Here is a 1151-nt window from a genome sequence, read left to right as displayed (position 1 = left end):
TCGCCGCGGTCGTCACGACGGAAGCCACCGCCGGCCGGACGGTCATCGCGACGGAAGCCGCCGCGGTCGTCACGGTCACGGTTGAAACCGCCACCGGAGGGACGGTCGCCGCGGTCGTCACGACGGAAGCCACCGCCGGCCGGACGGTCATCGCGACGGAAGCCGCCGCGGTCGTCACGGTCACGGTTGAAACCGCCACCGGAGGGACGGTCGCCGCGGTCGTCACGACGGAAGCCACCGCCGGCCGGACGGTCATCGCGACGGAAGCCGCCGCGGTCGTCACGGTCACGGTTGAAACCGCCACCCGAGGGGCGGTCGTCACGACGCGGACGCTCGTCACGGTCGTCACGACGGAAACCACCCGACGGGCGGTCGTCACGACGGAAGCCACCACCGGAGGGACGGTCATCGCGACGGAAGCCGCCGCGGTCGTCACGGTCACGGTTGAAACCGCCACCGGAGGGACGGTCGCCGCGGTCGTCACGACGGAAACCACCGCCGGCCGGACGGTCATCGCGACGGAAGCCGCCGCGGTCGTCACGGTCACGGTTGAAACCACCGCCCGAGGGGCGGTCGTCACGACGGTAGCCGCCACCGGAGGGACGGTCGTCACGGCGGTAACCGCCGCCCTGGCGGTCGTCGCGGTCGCGGCCGTAGCCGCCACCGGCGGGACGGTCGTCACGGCGCGGACGCTCGTCACGGCGGTAGCCACCCGGGCGCTCGTCGCGGCGAGAGCCGCCACGGTCGTTGGACCAGCTCCCGCGGGACCGGGGCTCGTAGCCTCGGCCGTCGTCCGATCGACGCTCGGGACGGTCCTGGGGCTGGTTCGACATCGTGGTGACTCCTTCTCCTGCTTCAGCTCTGCCGCGGACCGGGCCGTACATCTCGCCCTCACGCGGCTGCGTGCCGGCCTGCTGGCCGCACGCCTTCTCCATTGTCCGGCATCCGGGAACACTCCGCGTCCGGGCGGAAGCCCCGGCCTTGCCGGCCGTGCACGTTCGCAAAACACAAAAAGGCCGCGGCCCCCGCTAAATCGCTGGGGCCGCGGCCTTGAATAATTGTTCGGCGGCGTCCTACTCTCCCACAGGGTCCCCCCTGCAGTACCATCGGCGCTGTGAGGCTTAGCTTCCGGGTTCGGAATGTAACCGGGC

At 71.7% G+C, this 1151-nt stretch carries 1 protein-coding gene and 1 rRNA gene; one reads left to right on the top strand and one right to left on the bottom strand.

Features of this window, described 5'->3' with window-relative positions; genetic code table 11:
* Nucleotides 1-1058: hypothetical protein (locus ACFVSN_RS45195; protein WP_387959340.1), on the top strand; the 1058-nt coding region annotated here is incomplete at its 5' end.
* A 2-nt stretch (nt 1059-1060) separates the two neighbouring features.
* On the opposite strand, the gene rrf is transcribed toward ACFVSN_RS45195, so the two are convergent.
* Nucleotides 1061-1151: ribosomal RNA gene (gene rrf / locus ACFVSN_RS45190) — 5S ribosomal RNA — on the bottom strand; the annotation flags it as partial.

The sequence above is a fragment of the Kitasatospora sp. NPDC057904 genome (assembly GCF_042887925.1).
In the GTDB taxonomy this organism is placed as follows: domain Bacteria; phylum Actinomycetota; class Actinomycetes; order Streptomycetales; family Streptomycetaceae; genus Kitasatospora.
The sequence above is the reverse complement of the archived record's forward strand: the minus strand, read 5'-3'. Positions and strand labels throughout refer to the sequence as shown.